The organism is Saccharopolyspora sp. SCSIO 74807 (genome assembly GCF_037023755.1).
In the GTDB taxonomy this organism is placed as follows: domain Bacteria; phylum Actinomycetota; class Actinomycetes; order Mycobacteriales; family Pseudonocardiaceae; genus Saccharopolyspora_C; species Saccharopolyspora_C galaxeae.
The window spans coordinates 3,620,245-3,638,517 of the sequence record NZ_CP146100.1 but is presented as its reverse complement, the minus strand read 5'-3'; the positions used below and the strand labels follow the sequence as shown (position 1 = coordinate 3,638,517).

Below are 18,273 nucleotides of genomic sequence, written 5' to 3'. Positions count from 1 at the left end.
TCCTGAACAACAGCTCGGCATCTAGAACAAGCCCGCTGAGTCGCGTTGCGCAGATGATGGGGACGTGCGAGCCAGCGCGACGAGTTCATCGCGGATCGCGGCCGGTACCGGATAGCCGTCGCTGTGCCCGGGCAGGAATTCCTCAGCCACCCGCTTCCGCATAGCGGCGGTGCGGGCGGCCCGGTAGTCCTCTTGTTCGCGGAGCAGGCTCGCCAGCTCCGGCAACCGACCTCGAAGCTCGCGCGCCTTTTCTTGTTGCGCTGTGTCAGCCTGTTCGCACGCTTCGTCGATCACGTGCCAGGCTCCTCGGGCCGACGGGAATCCGCGGTCGGTCAGTGCCGTGGTCTCCGGAAGCTGGCGGGCGATTTGCACGCGACGAGAGCGGTTTGGTGCCGCACGGAAGTCCTGGTTGGCGAGCAGGATTTGGAGTAGCTGCAAACGCTCCTCGGAGGTCAATTCCTCACCATCATCCTCCTGCCGTGTTTGAAACCGTCCCTTCCCAGCGACCCATGACGTTGCGGCGTCAAGCGTGGCCGCCGCAGGCGCGCCATCATTCCAGACATGCCAAACCCTGTCGTGGACGAATCCGACCTCCAAGCGGATCACGTGACCATCGAACTTGGCTGCCTCGCACCGCACCTTGCCCAGTTCGTCTTGATCCAGTTCATCCTCATCGTCGAGTCTCGGCAGGTCACCGACGGAGAATCGCTCAGCTTCGACGTAGAGCAGGCGGATCCCCAGCTCGGCCGCGAGCGCGACCAAGTCGGCCAAATCCAAGGTTTCCGCAGACACCTCCACCACGTCGGAGTTCTCGAACGCCGGAAGACCCGGAAAAACTCGCAGGTTCAGCGCACGGGCGTGGTCATAAGTGGCGCTGAGCCGACCAGCCAGAGCATCGCTGGTGTCGAGGCTTGCCAGCGCAGCGGCAAACGACTCGGGTTCGTCAGAGCTATCGATCATGACCGATGGAGTACCAGCAGACACTGACAAGACCACCGAGAATCTAAGCCCTCGATAGTAAGAAACCACTCGGTTGGATGAATAGTCTTGCTTCACACCGGCTGAGCATCTAAAGATCGTTTAGCCCAAAGCCGTTTCAACAGCGGTTGGGCCGCGGCATGCCATTCGTGCTCCAGGTCGCAACAAGCAGGGCCGCGCCCTGCATACTGGGACCTGCGCGGCCGGGCCCGCTCAGCGGGCACCTTAGACACCCGATGGCGCCACCCCGGATGTTCTGACGCGGCGCCACCCTCGCACGTCGCCGAGGACCCATCGGTGCCGAGGCTGACCGATGCAATATTGGCCACCGGCCGTCCGTCCCAGAGCTTCATGGTGGACAGAGCCCGAGTGCGTCGTCGATCAACCTCGATCGGGCACGTGCGTTATTCCGTTTGCCGCGTTCACCAGAGGTGTCGAGTTGCCAAGTTTGCGCCGGCGGTGAGGGTTTCGAGTTTGGCCCAGGCGATGTCGGCTGCGACGGGGTGGAAGGTAGCAAAGGTGGACAGGCCGCAGTCGGTGCCGGCGATAACTCGTTGCTTCCCGACGAGGTTGGCATAGCGGATGATGCGTTGGGCGACGAGCTCGGGGTGTTCGATGTAGTTCGTGCAGGTATCGATCATGCCGGGGATGATGATTTTGTCGTCAGGCAGCGTGGTTGTTTCGAACACGCTCCACTCGTGTGCGTGTCGGGGGTTGGCGGCTTCGAAGACGAGGGCACCGACGTTGGCCTGCAGGACGATGTCGATGATGCCGGCCAGGGCGACGTCGTGATGATGCGGGCCGGCGTAGTTGCCCCAGCAGAGGTGGAGTCTGACCTGCTGCGGGTCCACGGTACGCAGGGCGTGGTTGAGGGCTTCGACGTGGACGGCGATGCGGTTGCGGAAGCCTTCGAGGTCGAGGTGTGCGTATTGGGCGTGCCGGCCCATGGCGAGGTCGGGCGCGTCGATCTGGACGGTTAGGCCCGCGCGGGTGATGGCCTGGTATTCCTCGGCCATGGCGTCGGCGAGGGCGTAGAGGTATTCGTCGTCGGTGTTGTAGTGCTGGTTGTCGAGAAACAGGGAGATGACGCCGGGTGAGGCCGCGGGGATCACGCCGCCGGTGATGTTGGTGTCGCTGAGGGCGTCGTTGAGGTTGGTCAGGTCGGTTTGCAGTTCGTCGTGGCCGATGTATTTGACCGGGCCGGTGCAGGCGGGCATTCCGGTGACCAGCCCGTCGAGGGCGGTCTCGGCCAGCCCGGGATAGTCATCGAGGTCGGCGAGCGAGAGTGCGGCGGCTTCGCCGTCGAAGCCGGAGAGGCGTTCCTTGACGTAGGTGGAGTAACCGATCTTGCTCATTTCGCCGTCGCTGGCGATGTCCACTCCGACGTTGTGTTGGCGGGCGACGATGTCGAAGACCGCCTGTCTGACGAGACCGGGCAGTTGAGTGGTCTCGGTGTCGTTGAGGCCCTGGGTTTCGCGGCGGCCGATGATGGCTGCGAGTTCGTCGGGCCGGGGCAAGCTGCCGGTGTGGGTGGTGAGGATCCGGTCGTTGCTGCGGTGCATGGTGCTTCTCCTTCTACTGGTGCCCGGTGGTTGGCGCTGTGGTTGGTGCTCGGTCCGGAGAGGTGGGGTGGCAGGGTGTGGCCAGGACTGCCAGGGCTGCTGCCGCGTTGATCGTGAGGAACAGAGCGAGGGTCGGCAGCGGGCTGCCGGTTGCGGTGGTCATCGCCGCTGCGGCTAGCGGGCCGAAACTGGAGATCGTGCTGCCGAGCTGGTAGGTGGCGGAGAGGGCGGAGTAGCGGGTTTCCGCGGGGAACCGCTCGGCGAGGAACGCGGCGAGGGTTCCGTAGACCGCGCCGTGCCCGAGGCTCATCGCGAGCACGTAAGTGCCCACGGTGACAATCACGTTGCCGGTGGGTAGCCAGAACAGGCCCGGGAAGATCGCGGTGGCCGCCAGTGCGTAGCCGGTGATGAGCACGCGTCGGCGCCCTATGCGGTCGGAGAGGTATCCGGCGAGGGGAACGGTGCCGCATTGCAGTGCCGCGGCGATCATCAGCCCGGTGAGGACGGTGGTGTCGTCGACACCGGTTTTGGTGGTGCTGTTGAGCAAGTAGACCGTGAAGATCGTGACGATGATGCCGTGTCCGAGCGCGGCGACGGTTCCGGTGAGCATCACGCGTGGATTGGCGCGGATGGCCTGCAGGAGTGGGATGGAGGCGGTGTTCCCGGTCGTCTTCACCTGCTGGAACGCCGGTGTTTCGGTGAGACCGAGGCGCACGACGAGTCCGACGGCGATCAACAGGAGCGAGGCCAGGAACGGAATGCGCCAGCCCCATGTCAGGAACGCATCCCGGGGCAGCCAGGAAGCAGCGCCGAAGGCAAGGGTTCCGGCGAGGAAGCCTGCTGGGAAGCCGGTTTGGGGCCAGCTCGTGAACCAGCCGCGGCGGTGGGCAGGTGCGTTTTCGGCGGCGAGCAGGATCGCGCCGCCCCATTCACCGCCGATTCCGATGCCTTGCAGCACCCGGAGAGCGACCAGCAGGACAGGGGCCCAGATGCCGATCTGGTCGTGGGTGGGCAACAGGCCGATCGCGGTGGTGGCCAGGCCCATGGTCATCAATGTGGTCACGAGCATGGCCTTGCGGCCCAGGCGGTCGCCGAAATGACCGATGATCAAGCCGCCAAGCGGGCGCGCCACGAATCCAGCCGCGTAGGTGGCGAAGGCCGCCAGAGTCTCGGCGGCCGGTGATTGGCTGGGGAAGAACAGTGGGCCGAGGACGAGTGCTGCGGCCGTCGAGTAGAGGTAGAAGTCGTACCATTCGATGGCCGTGCCCACGGCGCTGGCCCACAGCACGCGACGGACGTTGCGGCCGTTTTCCGGTGGTGGCTGGCCTGGTGGTCGTGGTTCGACGCTCACGGTGTCTTCTCCCCACTCGTTGTGAGAACGTCAATGAGCTCTGCAAGTCCGTGGATCACGTGATCGGCTCCGGCACGGGCGAGAGCGGGTGCGGGGCGATAGCCGCCCGCGAAGCCGACTGCGATGGCACCGGCGCGGCGCGCTGCCTGGACGTCGTGTTCGGTGTCGCCGACGTAGAACACGCGACGGTTTCGGCGGTGTGCGGTGAATTGGCGGAGCACGATCGCCTTATCGCCGGCACCACCGCAGACGAGCTCGAGGCGTTCGGACAGCTGCAGTCGTGCCAGGTCGGACAGGACGAGCTCGGTGCTTGCCGCGCTGATGACCCCGACGAGGTTGCCTTGTTGCACGAGGAAGTCCAGTAGTCCTTGCGCCCCGTGCTGCAGTGGCGCCGGTGAGGCGAGCATGAACTCGTTCCACTGGTTGGTTGCCGAGGCGACCTGTCTCTCGTTCACGCCGAGTTCGCGAAACAGCTGTTCCAACGGCAACGTGAACCGCGCCGCGAACTCGCGCACGCCTGGCGCCGGCAGCCGCCTGCTGCGCAGCACCGCCGCCGCGGCGAGCGCGGCGCGCTCAATGTCGTCGACCACGGTGCCGTTCCAGTCGAACAACACGACCGGCGCCTCACGGCCGCTGCCAGCGGAAATCCCCGTCATGGCAAGTGACGGTAGGAGCGCGGTGAAAAGCCGAACCGTCTCGGAGGTGAACGACGAAGTAAATATTCTCTACAGCGGTGAAGCTCGCTATGTAACTTCTTTTCACCGTGCTTACGGTGCGGGCATGCAGGTCAGCGGATTCGTTCTCGACGCCTCAACGGAGGCCGGTCTTGCCGATGTCGTCGTCACAGACGGTCGCCAGTGGGCCAGAACAGACCAGAATGGACACTTCACTCTCCCCTCATCGCCCGCGCGACACGTCTGGGTGCGTGTGCCGCGCGGCTGGGACACCGAGCAATGGTGGAGCACTCGCGCCCCGGAGCTGACATTCCGGTTACACCGGGAAGAACAGCCGTCGGTGCCGATGCGCTTCGCGCACCTCACCGACACCCACGTCTCCACCGTGGCCGGGGATCCGTCCGACGCGGTCGAACTCGCGGTACGCCATGGCGACGGCACCGACACCGCCGCAGCTCTTGAACTCGCACTTCATCGAGCGGCAGACAGCGGCGCCGGCTTCGCCGTGATCACCGGAGATCTCACCGACCACGGGACCGCAGCCGAGTTCGACCACGTCCGCAGCGCCATGGCTCGCGCTCCCCTACCGGTCTATGTCCTTCCCGGCAACCACGACCACTACGGGCACCGGCACGAACCGCGCGACACCGATTCCCCGCTGGGCGGTGGGTTTCTGGGCGATGCCACGGTGGAGCGCTACGAAGAGAAGCTGGGACCGCGGTGGTGGTCGCGCGACATCGCCGGCATGCACGTGATCGCGCTGGACTGGTTCAGCGCCTGGTGCGGGATCGACGATCACCTCCAGCGGGAGTTCCTCGCCGCCGATCTCGCGCGCGTCGAACCCAACACTCCGGTACTGGTGCTCACACACGACCAACTGCCGACCTCGTGGCTGCGGCACCTGCACGCATCTGCCCAGCACCTGCGACTGATCGGCGTGCTGTCGGGCCACTGGCACGCCCCGAAAGCCATCGTCGACCAGGGGTGCGCACACGTCAGCACCGGACCCGCCGGCTTCGGCGGCCTGGACTGGTCACCTCCGCAGCTGCGCCTGCTCGACTGGGACGGCACCAGCCTGACCCCGCACACCCCCACACCCGTGACCACCCCGGGCTCGGCCCCTGTGGCGACACCACCGGCTCGCAGCCTGCATCACCGCCTGGTTGTGGGAACGGGGCAGCATCTCGGTCGCATCACCTGCGCCAAGAACCGCTGGATCGTGCCCAGCTATGACGACACCACACAGCGCAATTGCCTGTCCGCGATCGATGTCGACGGCACCCTGCACTGGCGCCACAGCCTCGGCACCACACCGCTGACCGGCATCACCAGCAACGACGACCAGATCATCGCGGCCAGCGTCTCCGGCCAGCTCACCTGCGTCTCCCCCGACGGTTCGGTGCTGTGGACCTACCAACTCGGCAGCCACCTCCACAACCGCCTGCACAACGCACCCATCACCACCGACAACGGCATGGTCGTGACCGGCAACCTGGCCGACCTGGCGGCCCTGTCCATCAGTACAGGCCAACCCCTCTGGCACCGCGACGACCTCGGGCCCGTGGACACGCTGCTGACCTACGGCAACGGAACCGCCACCGACGACACCGTCATCCTGCCCTTCGGCGGCCCGTACCGGGGCATGACCTCTCTTGAGATCTCCACCGGAACCGTGCGGTGGGCCGACGACGACGGCACACCTCTCCCGCTCAGCGACGTCGTACCGGTCGGCGCCGACGATGCCCTGCTCGTGCGCAGCGGGCCCACGATCGAGCGCTTCCACCTGGACACCGGCCAAATCCGCTGGCGCACGCCGTTGCAAGGCCGGTTCTCCACCGCCGCACCTCACCACGACGGGCACACCATCACCCTCGTCTCCGGCGACGGGATCATGCACCGGCTCGATATCGACACCGGAACTATCACCACTCGCACGACGATCCCGGCAAGGCGGCCGGCGCATGGCCCCTACCGCACCACTGGAATCGGCGCACCCACCGCACCGGTGCACAGCGCCCGAGGACTGGTCATCGTGCTCATCGACGGCTCGGTCTGGCAACTCCCAGAACACGGCCAGCCCACCATGCTCACTGATCTCAACCGCACGGTGACCACGCAGCCCGCCGCGCTCGGCGACCGACTCGCAATCCTCGACACCCGCGGCACCGTGCACATCGTGTGCCTGTGACCTGGAGATCCCATGACCAGCCTTGCCCACGACACCGCGCCAACCAGCGGAGCGGTGACCACCCACATCCGGGCCCAACTGCCCGACCTCACCCCCAGCGGACGACGCATCGCCGAGGCCGTCCTGGACAACCCCCACGGCATCGTCCACCTCACCGTCACCGACCTCGCCGACCACACCAACACCTCAGTCGCCACTGTCGTGCGGTTCTGCCAAGACATCGGACTGCGCGGCTTCCAAGACCTCAAAATCCGCCTCGCCAGCGAACCCGCACCACCGACACATGGCATCTACGACGACGTCGCCGGCGATGACGCCCCTCCGGTCGTGCTCAACAAGGTCATCCACAGCACCGCCCGAGCCATCACCGAAGCGGCCAGCACACTCGACAGCGACGCCTTCACCCGCGCCGTCGAGCGCCTCAGCACGGCACGCCGAGTGCTTTTCGCCGCGGTCGGCACCTCCTCACCGCTGGCCCAGGACGCCGCTTACCGGTTCCGCACCATCGGCATGCACACCGAAGCCCCCACCGACACCCACGTCCAGCACGTCACCGCCAGCCTGCTCGACGCCGATGACGTGTGCCTGACCATCAGCCACACCGGCCAAACACAGGAAACACTGGCCACCACCACCGCAGCGAAGAACGCCGGCGCCAGCGTCATCGCGATCACCAGCTTCTACCGCTCCCCCTTGACCAAACTCGCCGAGCTCGCCCTCGTCGCCGGCTCACGCGAAACCAACTTCCGCATCGAAGCCACAACCAGCCGTTTGCTGCACACCACTGTGCTCGACGCGCTCCACGTCGCCTACACCCTCACCAACCCCGAACGCGCAGCACACGTCCAACAACGAAGCGCCGACATCATCACCGAACACCGCATCTGAACGCGCTACCAGCGCTGAGCAGATGACGCAAACGGCGATTTTTCAAATGGTGAACGCACGGTTAATGTCACTCAACGAGACCATTGATGCATCCTTTCTCGTGCGGCTAGAGTCGACCAAGTCGCGGTCAGTCCGGGGGCGGATCCAGTACCCGCGATCCGATTGGATCATTGCGTTCAGCTCTACTGCAAAGACGCAGTCATGTTCATGCTGATGCTGGTTCCGCAGGCCGTCGACGCTGGACGAACTCATCATCAACCCGCGAGGTGTAATTTCGTGGACGATTTAGATGAAATGCTGTCTCAGCAACAGCAGTACTACCGTGAGCGGGCGCGTGATTACGACGCATGGATCAATAACTACCTGCTTCCAGCGGAGAAGAAGTTCGAGGAACTGGTCAACTCCTCCCCGCTCACCGGGGACATCCTCGAAATGGCGTGTGGGAGTGGCTACTGGACGGAGCGGATCAGCCGGGTTGCCCACCACGTGACCGCACTCGACGGATCGCAGGAAATGCTCGACATCGTCGACGGGCGACAGCTGCCCAACGTCAGCACGGCGCAGGCGGATCTGTTTAACTGGAATCCACCCACCCAGTGGGACGGGATCTTTTTCGCGAATTGGCTCGCGCATGTCCCCGACGCACGCTTTGAGCAGTTCTGGAGAACCGTCTCAGCAGCTCTGCTGCCGACGGGCACGGTCGTGATCATGGATGTCGCACCGGCCGAGAAGTTCATCGAAGAAGAGGTCGTGGACGACTCCTCGTTGCCAATTGCCCGGCGACGACTCAAGGATGGACGCAGGTTCGACATCGTCAAGAAGTACTGGGAACCCGAGGAATTGCTCGACCGAATCAGCCCACTTGGATTCACCGGCAAGGCCACGCCTGTGGGCCAGGAAGCCGGCCGTGGATTTGTTTGGTACGAACTGGAGAAGCGCAATGAGTTCTAGCCTCCGGAACTACAACCCGCAACGCACCTACGACTCGGCGGCCCGGGACTACGACCGCACCTCGGTGGATTTCTGGCGCTTCAGCGCCGACCGGACGGTCGACAAGGTCGCATTGACCACCGGCGATCACGTCCTCGATGTCGCCTGCGGTCCGGGCCCGGTTGCCCTGACGGCCGCCGACCAAGTCGGACCGACAGGACACGTCATCGGTCTCGACATCTCCGAAGAGATGCTCTCCCTTGCTCGCGCACACGCCGCAGACGCCGGTCTGACCAACATCGAGTTTCATCAGCAGAGCATGGATGATCCGCTCTGCGCCGAAAATTCCAAAGACGCGGCTACGTGCGTATTCGGAATCTTCTTCGCCGAAGACGTCGGGCACACCGCGAACCTGATGTGGTCTGCCCTCAAACCAGGAGGTCGACTGGCGATCACAACACTCGGTCGGAAGTTCTTCTCCCCCATGTACGAAGCCTTCATCACCGCGGCGCTCCGCGAGAATCCCAGTCTCGAAACGGACGTCCCATGGGAAAACACCGCGGACCCCGAACGGCTGCACCAAATGCTGACCGAGGCCGGAATACCAGGTGTCCGGGTGGAGCACGAAGTCGCCCCACTGCAACTTCGACACCCGGATGATTGGTGGCGGATCGTCATGGGAACCGGCATCAAACGCCTCACCATGGACCTCGACGGCCCGGCGCTCGCACGCGTCCACGCGGCCAACATCGAGTTCATCAAACGCCAAGGAATCGACACGCTGGAGCTCGGAGTAAACTACGCAACCGCCGTCAAGCAGTAGCATGTCAGCCGCACGAATATCGCCGCGGACCCTCCAAGAGCGTCAGGCCGAGGCCACACTCCCAATCAACACCAGTTCCATACCGACTGTGGGTTCTTGGCTAAACCTCGGCTGCAAATAACAGGTAGCGGTGTCGACCTTGGAGACGCAAAGAGGAGGGCCGGGTTACCGGCCCTCCTCGCACACTACCGGCGAAATTGTTGATGCCAGCGCCGCACCCAGGCGACCCACGTTATCCCGTTCTCGTCAGCCGACGGTCGTCGTGGCAGTGGCGATGAGGTAGCTCGCGTTGACCTCATCCCAGGGCGCATCAGGCGTTTCGTCCGACCCAAGGAGTCAAGTGATCTCGTCGGCAAGGCGACGGTCTTGTTCAGACGGATCGGTTCTTACCCCGTTCCGCGAGCCGATCGGCAACTGCAGCCTGGTTCGTCGCGCGTTGCACTACTGTCTGCGCATGGGCGCAAACCGTCGTGACGAGCAGTTCGCTCAGGCCGTTGTCGGCCGTGTACTCGGGCTGTCCGTCGAAGAGTACGACACAGCCGGCCGCCGATCTGCCGTGGATGCTCTGCTGCACTATCCGGACGGCCGTACCGCAGCGCTCGAGATCTCGTCACTCGGATCTGGTGACGAGGCTGCGGTTCTCAATATCCTCGACCGCGACGGGCACAAGCGCACCGTGGCAGGACTCTCGAAGACGTGGAGCATCTGGGTACCGCACGATCTCACCCCTAGAAAGCTCCGCTTGCTCGGCGACGCGCTGCGGTTCTGCGAGGGCCATGGATTGCCTGATCTCAAGCAGGCCGCGACGAGCAACCCAGAGGCTGATGAACTTCACCGCATCGGAGTTCGCGGAACCGCCACGAGCCCTCTGAACACCGATAGCCAGACAGTTTGGATTCACGTTGCCCCGCTTCACCGGGACAGGAGCTCGTGAGCTTCCCGACTTGCTGACCAATGCTCTCCAGGATGAAACGATGCAGAGCAAACTCGAGAAGCTCGCAGCGTCAGGCTACGAGGAGCGACACCTCTTCCTATCCGTCCGGCCCCACGCCTTCAGCTTCGCCGTGTACAACAATCTGGCTTTCGGAGGGCCACTGCCGGACGAGTCGCCGCGCCTCCCGGCCGGACTGGATCAACTCTGGCTCGTCACGAGGTGGAAAGATGGCGGAGTCATCCGTGCCATCGCCAACCGGGAATGGCGCCGGGATTACCCGTTTGACTGAGCTCTTACAGGGGTCGACGGCGCCTAACGCGGCGCGTTTGGCAGACTGTGCGACGCCCCGAGCGCTCGTGACGTCGGTTACCGACGCCCACGCAGGAGCCTCAGTCCCGGGTTAAGGCAGGAATGTCGGCAGCTTGGGTTCCTGCGGGGTTGGTACCGGACAGAGCGTCACTGTCCGTCTGCCCGAATTGGACATAGTCGGACGGCCGCCGCATCCTGGCATTTGATCGTTTCGGACTCTTCCTACCGGCGGGCCCGCTTGAGTATCTGCACCAAGGTCGTGAGCACGGATCGCGCGTCCTTACGGCGTTGAGCGTCGGGATGAAAGAGCGCGACGCTGACCGCCAAACCGATGTAAACCAGCAGGAGCACTGCTGAGATCGCAAGGTACTCGATCACGCTGACACCTCGGCAACCACAGTACGGCGGAGCACGTGAACCCGTTCCGTCATCACTTGACCTCCCCATAGCGGAGATGCAGTGATGATCCGCCGAGCTTGATAGCCCAACCGCCTCCGTCCTCAACGGCCTGCGCTCCTGTCACACCGATTTCAGGGGCAGCGAGGCACGAGATGAGATCCGAGGGATACGGGTAGCGGTTCCACCGGAGTGTCCAGGCATGGTCCGCGCCCCAGAGTGACAGCTTGCTCTCGAGCCCATACCCGGGCGGTTTCGGTCTCCGCAACGGGTCTCCCCACCAGTTGCCGACAGCCCAAGTTCGACTGGGGTCCTCAGCTGAAATTCGCGCGATGAGGGCCGCGAGGAGGATCTCGATTTCCTCCGTCATCGGCGGGATCCGGTTGAGCGCGGCATCTTCCTCCGCACTCAACGGGATGTGTGCGCGTGGAAAGCGTTCGAACAGATCATGTTCGACAGAGGTATCCATGGACCGCGCAACGAGGTCCGCCGTCTCGAAGTCCGAGCGCACGGCGAATACGGTTCGAGCGCCTGTCGGATGATGGACGGCATGGAACGTCCTGAAACCATCGCTGGCAAGCAGCCGGAGACCTGGCATACCGAAGTCGCAAGAGCTGTCAGCGATCAGGCGGCCGAAAGCGTTCCGAGGCGCCGTCCTGAAGATGAAGGCCATTTCGTCGTACCTTGGCGAAGCGATCATCGTGTACGACAGGAAATCGGGCGCCCTGTAGACCGCCTCGCGGCTGACAACTTCGGTCCCGTAACCGTTGAACACGTGAAGAGCCAGCTGTGCACGAAATCGGCGTTGCTCTGGTGTACATCGGTCGAGCCCCAGACAGCGGCGACCAAGTCCGGCTTTGGCCGCGATCTTGTCTTCGCCGGTATATGAGCGGCGGATGTCGCGAAGCGGACGACGAGGTGATTCAGGCATACGTGATCCATCTCCGGCGGCTCGGCCCGCCAATGGTCACGTCAGTGATCAGAGTCGATGCATCAGTCCATTACGAAGCGGGTGCCCCACACCCTTTGACGCCGTACGCGGTGGTGCCGAGACCTTCCACTGGACGCCCTCGCAGCTCTTCGTGCAAGCCGCATCTTCTCTTGAAGACTTGGCCAAGTTAGCACGGCTTCCGCGGTGATCGTCAAGCGAACACCTACTCGTCAGGACGGATATTGTCGGAAGCGACCGAGGCTGTCACACATCCGACGGTCGCTCGATGACAGCTATCCTTCGATGGGCCAGCGGAGCAGGAACTTTCCCAGCGCGTCGTCGATGAGGCGTCCACGCTCGGTCGGTTCGCCGTCGTCATCGATGTGTTCGGTGAAGGCGTCGGAGAGGATGTCTTCCACAGTTTCGCGTTCGTCCTGGCTGGGCTCGCTGCTGGCCCGTAGGGAGTTCAGCAGGTCGCTGTCGTGCTCGTCGAGGACTGCGGTGAACACGTCCTGGAGCTCGGGCGGCAAGCTGTCGATGACGTTGCTCATGGATGCCTCCATCCGTTCGAGTTGCGCGCCCACGTCGTGATCACCTGGCCATCGGAGCCGAGGATCACGGTGGCGTCTTCGCCGGTGTACTTGTACTTCCCACCGGCTTGTTCCTTCACCGGCTTCACCGGATTCTCCACCGCGTCCTTCATGGCCTGGTCCGAGACCCCGTGACCGTCACGCCCCATCGCCCGCTCTTCACCGTGCTTGGTCATCCCGGTGATCTCTTCAGGCGGCTTGGCCGGCGCCTCTTCCGCAGGCGCGACCTCGGTACCATCGGTATCCACGGGTTGGACTTCGTCGTCGCCAGCGGCTTCCGAAGCAAGCCCGGCCATGGCCACGCCCATCATACCGACGCCGGTAGCGATTCCTGCCGTAGAGACCGCGTTGAGTGGAACCCCGGCGACCGCGCCAGCACCGGTCGCATCCAGCACAACTCCTGCTGTTTCGCCGGCTGCGCTGACCGCGGTCAGCGCAGCACCGCCGACCAATCCCAGGGCCATTTCAGGATGGTGGATCGCCGCGTTGCCCAGTGAGGCCAGACCATTGACGACCGTGCCGGCCGCGTTGCCGATCGCCTCTCCCGCTTGTTCCACGAAGTTCGGCTGTTCAGGAGCCTTGTCCCGTGCCCGTCCAACCGCGTCAGCGGCAACGTCACCCGCGTTCCTGAGCTCGTTGCGCGCGTGCTGCAGCTGCGCCGTGGCTGCGCGGCGTTTCTCTTCACCCGGATCGTGGAACGGCTGCGGCGGGGTGCCCTCCGGAGCTCGTTCGTGCTCGGCCTTCGCGCTCTTGGTCGCAGCCTCGCCCTCGTCCCACAGTCGGATCGCCTCAACCGCTTGACCTTGTGACCAAGTGAGGGCATCGGCGTAGCGCTCCAGTGCTGTGGCAGCGTCGTGGAAGCAATCGCCGGCTTCCAACCACCTGGTGGGTTCACCGTCAAAGACTGAACGGAACTGCTCGGCCGCCTCACCGCTCCACCCCTCGGTGCTGTCGATGTGCTTGAGACCTTCCCCTGCCTCATGCAGGACGTCACCGTAGGAGGCCATCGACGATGCGGTGCCGAGGATTCCATCGAGATCGCCGGGGATCAGTTCTTTCGGATCACGGCTGCTGCCGCGCTCAGCCGCCATCAGTCAGCCGCCGGGTCATCGCCAGCGGAGCGCGCGATCAGCCCCTCTAACCGCACTCGGGCTGCTTCGTCGGTCTCCCGGTACACCTGCACGCAGTGCGCCAGTCGACCCGCAACTTCGCTGCCGTCGATCACGAGGTGAGCCACCCCCAGGTCCCAACGATCACAAAAGGCGGTCACCGTCCCGGCAAGGCGGTCGTGGCCGAACTCCACACCCGTGGCCAGGTCGGCGACTCTGTCCTTTCGCGCAGCCTGAACAGTGTCGCTGACCCCCTTGGACGCCTCCTGCAAAGCGTGCAGATCGACACGAAAGCCCTCCGACACGCGGCCCCCTTACTCAACTACGTCCGAACGCACGCGCGACCTTAAACGAGTCAGCCGACCTCGTGGTCCCAACCAACGAGGTTCGCTCATTTGTCGGAGCCAACTCCTCAGCCGATGTCTAGTCATGCCCGCCGGCCGTGAGTGTTACTGGATGACACCATCGTCACCGCAAACGGCCTGGTACCAGCCCATGCCAGACCAGTACCCGGTCTGGCACTGTTCTGGGGGGACCTCGGCCGCACGCGAGTGCTCGCGGGCAGCGGAGCAGAACTAGTACTGCAACGGCACTCGCCTGAGCCGTAGTGGATCATGGTGGGCGTGGTTGTGGAGCTGGTGGCGGCGGAGCTGGAGCGGGTGCACGAGCGAATCGCTGGGCGGTTCGTGCGTTCAGAGCCACGTGCGCGGGTGCGTGAATACGTGTCGGGCCTGGTCGCGGGCTTGGAACGCAAGAACGGGTGGACGATCGCTGAGCAGGCCGGTGAGGTCAGTCCGGATGGGATGCAGCGGCTGCTGCGGCGGGCGGACTGGGACATCGCCGGGGTCCGCGACGACGTGCGTGACTACGTCATCGAGCACCTCGGTGACCGCGAGGGTGTGTTGATCGTCGATGAGACCGGGTTTTTGAAGAAGGGGACTCGCTCGGCCGGGGTGCAGCGCCAGTACTCCGGCACGGCCGGTCGCACGGAAAACTGCCAGATCGGGACCTTCCTGGCGTATGCGTCCTCGGCTGGGCACGCGCTGATCGACCGGGAGCTGTATTTACCGACCAGCTGGACCGATGATCGGGACCGCTGCCGAGCGGCCGGGGTGCCCGACGAGGTCGACTTTGCCACCAAACCTGCGCAGGCCCAAGCGATGCTGGCTCGGGCGTTCGAAGCCGGGGTGCCGTTCTCGTGGGTCACCGCCGATGAGGCCTACGGGCAGGCCCACTACCTGCGGGACTGGCTCGAAGCCCAGGACGCGGCCTACGTGCTGGCCACCAAACGCAACGACACCCTGACCACCCTCTCCAGTGACACGAGCCGGGCCGACGAGCTCATCGCCGGGCTGTCCGAGCAATCGTGGCGACGACTGTCGGTCGGCGCCGGTGCCCACGGCCCGCGCATCTATGACTGGGCCCGCATCCCGCTCGGCGCCGATTGGCCGCCCGGGCGGGGACGCTGGCTGCTGGCGCGGCGCTCGACGAGCAATCCCAGCGAGATCGCCTACTACGTCGCCTACGGACCCCGCCGATCCCGACTGCTCGATCTCGCCTGGACCGCCGGATCTCGCTGGCATGTCGAGGAGTGCTTCCAACAGGCCAAGAACGAGGCCGGGCTCGACCACTACCAAGCACGCTCCTGGCGAGCCTGGTACGCCCACACCACCCTGTCGCTGCTCGCCCTCGCGTGGCTAGCCGTGGCGAAAACCCAGGCCACACAAGCAAATTCAACGCCCGAGAACCGGGTATGATCGACTACACCTTAGCAGAGCTCCGCCGACTGTTGATCAACCTCATCACCCGGACACCACACCCCGCCAAGCACGTCTGGTCCTGGTCACGCTGGCGCCGACGACGCCAACACCAAGCCCGCCACTGCCACTACCGACAACGCGGACACCCACTCTGAGTGCCGTTGCAGTACTAAGTCCTCGTTGGTCTCTGCGATGGCGGGGCCCTAGCTCGTGGCCACCGAGAGCTCCGAGTAGGCAAGCACGTACTACTCGTGGACTTGGGACTCGTCGATCGGGAGTTCGGTGAGTTGTTGAGCGGTACGAACCGCGTGGATCATTAGCTTGTCGCGGCGGACTTGTGCGGAGATCTGTAGGACCTCGGCCCGTTGAGCCTCGGCCCGGTGCGCCCAGTCTCCTTCCGAGAGCGTGTTGGCGACGCACAGGACGATGTGCGGGCCAAGTCCCCAGATCAGACTGTTGGCTGCGCACGCGGCGATCGCCAACTCATCAACGTCGGCGCCGTACCAGGCCACTGTCGCGGGATCGCGGTCGAGCTCCCGCATTACCTGCGCGGAAGCGCGGAGCAGCCCGCCGGTGCCTACGGCAGGATCACACACTGAAAAATGCTCCTCCGGTGGTGTCATGCGCGCCATCATGTCCGCGAGAGGCATCGGGGTGTAGATCTGCGCGTTCGCCTTGCCTGCGCTGTCGGACTTGAGCAGCGTGAGTACCACGCCGAGTAGGTCTGTGTCGTAACGACGTTCGGTGCCAGTGAGATCGAGCTGCCCCGCGTGTATCGCGGCGTCGGCCACATGCTTTGCGGCGCGCTGCAAAGCAGGATCGGGATCATCGAAAACCCACTGCATGAGGGGAAAGATGAGGTGAGTTAGGTCTGGGCGAGAGTTGATGACAGCGGTGTAGATCTCCCGCAGGGTTCTAGCGACTTCCTCGGCACTCTGTGCGCGCAGCTGTTCGGCGAGATCGGCCGTATTGGGGTCGCGCTGGTTGAGGAGGGCCAGCGCAGACACGACCGAAAGGGCGACGTCGCGTCGACCGGAGTGGTTGGATTTGTTCCATGCCACGTCGACCGACTGAGCGATGTCGGCGGCATGTCGGTCGGGATCCGGGCAATTGCCTTGCCGATTGGTATTTCGTGTCACGGGAATTCCTTTCTAATGTAACGAGGCGTGCTTGTCCTCGGCAGGGACTGCGGGAGGGGTGAGATTTGGATTTGGAGATCTGGCATTGAGCCAGGGCTCCTCGGCACCGAGAGGGCCTTGGGGGGTCGCGGTACAGGCTCGTTTAGCCCGATGTGTCGGGGTATTTGGAAGTTGGACGCCAGGCGCTGGGAGGCGTCAAGCCGGCTCGCATCCGCGCGTCAAGATCGAAGACCGCACGCGCCAGGTCGGTGGCAAGGCGCCGTAGTTGCCACTCCGTGGTGTCGTCAGAACTCTGACGAATCGCTCCGGCCATGGAGATCACGGCTCGATACGGGTGTTCGCAGTGCGATTGCATGACTGGGCTCCAAGTGGAAACGCGAGAGGAGAGACGAGCGCGAGGCCGAGTTGCTGGTGTGCCAACGGCGGCGCCAGGTGCGCGGCGCGAGCGGTTTGGGAGCTCAGAACGTAAAGGGGCCGGCGGACCCACCCGGAGGGTGTTCGCACGGTCCGCCGGCCTACCGCAAACCCTGTGAAAGGGCTGCCCTTCTCGGAAGGAGGGCGTGGTTAGGGTAGCTCACAGAGCTCAGCGGACAACCTCCGTGCGTGCTCGCGCTGTGTGGTTGTCGACAGTGATCAGGCCGGCCTGAGCCGATGGCTGCGCGGTGCGTTTGCTTTTGCAATAACGTGGTGCGGTTGACTGGGCGCCTAGGGCATCGCTGTGGCGCATGAACAGGCATCAGCAGGTGGCGGAAAGAACGTTCGGGAGCCGGTGATCACCGCTGGTCGCGCTGGGTCGACCAACACCCGGCTAAGAGCGGCGGAGAAAGCTGCGGACGACGATCGGCCCGTGTTCTTTCAGATAGGCGACCGCTTCTGCTTCAGTCGGAAATACGACGCTGGAACTGTCCGGAAGGACTGCGCGCCAATACCGCTGGTTCCAGTCGTACTCAATGCGCCCGTCCTCGGTGTCGTACCCGCCGGCTGTCCACCAGTCGTCAGGCAGGGCGTATTCACTAGCGTGTGCCTGCGTGACGGACCGGCAGTTACCGGGCGCGTTCGTGGGTGTATTCGCCGATGTCGTCCGGTGGCGACGAGTGCTCATGTCTCGGTTCCTCCTCGTTCTTGGGGAAGCGGGGGTGCCCGCCGTGGTGGGCGGGCACCCCGGGAAGGTCAGCCGACCCAGTAAGTTCCGGTGTGGGCGGTCGTGAGCTCGACGTGCGGCAGGGGCTCACCTGGGTACGGGGTGTGCATGATCAACCGGCCGCCGTTGTCCATCGCCTCATCCGGGACGCGGCGCACCGTGAAGGCGAACGCGCCGCGTGGGTCGCCGACGCTGATCGTGACGGTGATCGAGTCTTCGCCCGGGTCGGTGTGGATCGTGGCACCGTTGGCCCACGACAGGGCCACCCGCTGCGGGCGGTGCGGACCTTCGCGGAAATCCGGCGCGGACTCCGCATCGTCAATCTCGGGGTCTTCGTACGGGTCGTAGGCGTCGCAGATCAGCGAGCCGGACTCGTCGGCGTAGCCGTCGGTTTCCTCGGTCAGGCACTCGCCGCATGCTTGGCACCGCCATTCGGTGTCGTCGGCGTTCTCGAACGTGATCACCGAGGAATCGGTGTCGTCGTAGTCGGTGGAGATCATTTCGCCGTTGGCGGACAGCACGAACACAGCACACCTCGCAGAAGCTGAAAGAACAGAGAAAGGGAGGGGA

General features: G+C 64.4%; 17 protein-coding genes and 1 pseudogene. 7 read left to right on the top strand and 11 right to left on the bottom strand.

Annotation, left to right across the window (positions count from 1 at the left end):
- Nucleotides 1-21: 21 nt before the first annotated feature.
- The 4 genes from V1457_RS16795 to V1457_RS16780 all read right to left on the bottom strand — a co-directional run bounded on the left by V1457_RS16795 (nt 22) and on the right by V1457_RS16780 (nt 4,547).
- Nucleotides 22-960: a hypothetical protein gene (locus V1457_RS16795; RefSeq protein ID WP_338595515.1), complete on the bottom strand. Its 939-nt coding sequence runs from the start codon at nt 958-960 to the stop codon at nt 22-24.
- Between the two features lie 440 nt (nt 961-1,400).
- On the bottom strand, nt 1,401-2,540 hold the full coding sequence (locus V1457_RS16790) for a cobalamin-independent methionine synthase II family protein (protein ID WP_338595514.1): 1,140 nt from the start codon (nt 2,538-2,540) through the stop codon (nt 1,401-1,403).
- A gap of 13 nt (nt 2,541-2,553) precedes the next feature.
- The gene (locus V1457_RS16785) at nt 2,554-3,891 is read right to left on the bottom strand and encodes an MFS transporter (RefSeq protein WP_338595512.1); all 1,338 of its coding nucleotides are present in this window, start codon (nt 3,889-3,891) and stop codon (nt 2,554-2,556) included.
- Nucleotides 3,888-4,547: an HAD hydrolase-like protein gene (locus V1457_RS16780; protein ID WP_338595510.1), complete on the bottom strand. Its 660-nt coding sequence runs from the start codon at nt 4,545-4,547 to the stop codon at nt 3,888-3,890. The genes V1457_RS16785 and V1457_RS16780 overlap by 4 nt, the downstream gene beginning before the upstream one ends.
- 46 nt (nt 4,548-4,593) lie before the next feature.
- Between V1457_RS16780 and V1457_RS16775 the strand changes: the two genes are divergently transcribed.
- The 6 genes from V1457_RS16775 (at nt 4,594) to V1457_RS16750 (ending at nt 10,617) form a co-directional block, all read left to right on the top strand.
- Nucleotides 4,594-6,753 carry a PQQ-binding-like beta-propeller repeat protein gene (locus tag V1457_RS16775; RefSeq protein WP_338595508.1) on the top strand — a complete coding sequence of 720 codons (2,160 nt, stop codon included), beginning with the start codon at nt 4,594-4,596 and terminating at the stop codon, nt 6,751-6,753.
- A 12-nt stretch (nt 6,754-6,765) separates the two neighbouring features.
- On the top strand, nt 6,766-7,641 hold the full coding sequence (locus tag V1457_RS16770) for a MurR/RpiR family transcriptional regulator (protein WP_338595507.1): 876 nt from the start codon (nt 6,766-6,768) through the stop codon (nt 7,639-7,641).
- Nucleotides 7,642-7,842: 201 nt separating this feature from the next.
- Entirely contained in the window at nt 7,843-8,592 is a 750-nt protein-coding gene (locus V1457_RS16765; protein WP_338595506.1) for a class I SAM-dependent methyltransferase, read from the top strand.
- Complete coding sequence (locus tag V1457_RS16760; RefSeq protein ID WP_338595504.1) at nt 8,582-9,394, top strand: class I SAM-dependent methyltransferase; 813 nt, start codon at nt 8,582-8,584, stop codon at nt 9,392-9,394. Before V1457_RS16765 ends, V1457_RS16760 begins: the two co-directional genes overlap by 11 nt.
- 340 nt (nt 9,395-9,734) lie before the next feature.
- The gene (locus tag V1457_RS16755; RefSeq protein ID WP_338595503.1) at nt 9,735-10,328 is read left to right on the top strand and encodes a hypothetical protein; all 594 of its coding nucleotides are present in this window, start codon (nt 9,735-9,737) and stop codon (nt 10,326-10,328) included.
- 10 nt (nt 10,329-10,338) lie between these two features.
- The gene (locus V1457_RS16750) at nt 10,339-10,617 is read left to right on the top strand and encodes a hypothetical protein (RefSeq protein ID WP_338595502.1); all 279 of its coding nucleotides are present in this window, start codon (nt 10,339-10,341) and stop codon (nt 10,615-10,617) included.
- Between the two features lie 242 nt (nt 10,618-10,859).
- On the opposite strand, the gene V1457_RS16745 is transcribed toward V1457_RS16750, so the two are convergent.
- From V1457_RS16745 to V1457_RS16725, 5 genes are all read right to left on the bottom strand, one after another.
- The gene (locus tag V1457_RS16745; protein WP_338595501.1) at nt 10,860-11,015 is read right to left on the bottom strand and encodes a hypothetical protein; all 156 of its coding nucleotides are present in this window, start codon (nt 11,013-11,015) and stop codon (nt 10,860-10,862) included.
- A gap of 52 nt (nt 11,016-11,067) precedes the next feature.
- On the bottom strand, nt 11,068-11,964 hold the full coding sequence (locus V1457_RS16740; RefSeq protein WP_338595499.1) for a hypothetical protein: 897 nt from the start codon (nt 11,962-11,964) through the stop codon (nt 11,068-11,070).
- 293 nt (nt 11,965-12,257) lie between these two features.
- The gene (locus V1457_RS16735; protein WP_338595498.1) at nt 12,258-12,515 is read right to left on the bottom strand and encodes a hypothetical protein; all 258 of its coding nucleotides are present in this window, start codon (nt 12,513-12,515) and stop codon (nt 12,258-12,260) included.
- The gene (locus V1457_RS16730; protein ID WP_338595497.1) at nt 12,512-13,645 is read right to left on the bottom strand and encodes a putative T7SS-secreted protein; all 1,134 of its coding nucleotides are present in this window, start codon (nt 13,643-13,645) and stop codon (nt 12,512-12,514) included. Before V1457_RS16730 ends, V1457_RS16735 begins: the two co-directional genes overlap by 4 nt.
- Complete coding sequence (locus V1457_RS16725) at nt 13,645-13,968, bottom strand: hypothetical protein (protein WP_338595496.1); 324 nt, start codon at nt 13,966-13,968, stop codon at nt 13,645-13,647. Before V1457_RS16725 ends, V1457_RS16730 begins: the two co-directional genes overlap by 1 nt.
- 318 nt (nt 13,969-14,286) lie before the next feature.
- Here V1457_RS16725 and V1457_RS16720 point away from each other — a divergent pair.
- Nucleotides 14,287-15,405: pseudogene (locus V1457_RS16720) on the top strand (IS701 family transposase); the annotation flags it as partial.
- Nucleotides 15,406-15,668: 263 nt separating this feature from the next.
- On the opposite strand, the gene V1457_RS16715 reads toward V1457_RS16720, so the two are convergent.
- Nucleotides 15,669-16,562 (bottom strand): N-6 DNA methylase, encoded by an 894-nt coding sequence (locus tag V1457_RS16715; RefSeq protein ID WP_338595495.1) that lies wholly within the window; start codon nt 16,560-16,562, stop codon nt 15,669-15,671.
- Between the two features lie 1,170 nt (nt 16,563-17,732).
- Nucleotides 17,733-18,230 carry a hypothetical protein gene (locus V1457_RS16710; protein ID WP_338595494.1) on the bottom strand — a complete coding sequence of 166 codons (498 nt, stop codon included), beginning with the start codon at nt 18,228-18,230 and terminating at the stop codon, nt 17,733-17,735.
- Nucleotides 18,231-18,273 lie beyond the last annotated feature (43 nt).